Genomic DNA, 231 nt, shown 5'->3' with positions numbered 1-231 from the left:
GCATCGCCGTATCGAACGCCGGCGCGCAGCCGAGCAGTTCGAGCGCCGCCGCACGGAACGCGGCCGGCGTATCGGCGACGTAGCGGTCCGCGCCGCCGATCAGCCGCCGGTGCTTGCCGCCCATCGTGCGCCAGATCAGCGCGCGATCCTTCGCGTCGAATTCCTCCACGCCGCGATTGGTCTCGATCACCTCGGGCCCCGACACGCTGATGCGTCCCTGCTCGGACACCG

At 71.4% G+C, this 231-nt stretch carries 1 pseudogene; it reads right to left on the bottom strand.

Annotation, left to right across the window (positions count from 1 at the left end):
• A pseudogene (locus tag SB751_RS35840) lies at positions 1-231 on the bottom strand (biotin-independent malonate decarboxylase subunit beta); the annotation flags it as partial.

The sequence above is a fragment of the Cupriavidus sp. SIMBA_020 genome, assembly GCF_046535395.1.
Classification (GTDB): domain Bacteria; phylum Pseudomonadota; class Gammaproteobacteria; order Burkholderiales; family Burkholderiaceae; genus Cupriavidus; species Cupriavidus campinensis.
Note: the sequence above shows the minus strand (reverse complement) of the source record. Positions and strands in the feature narration are given on the sequence as shown.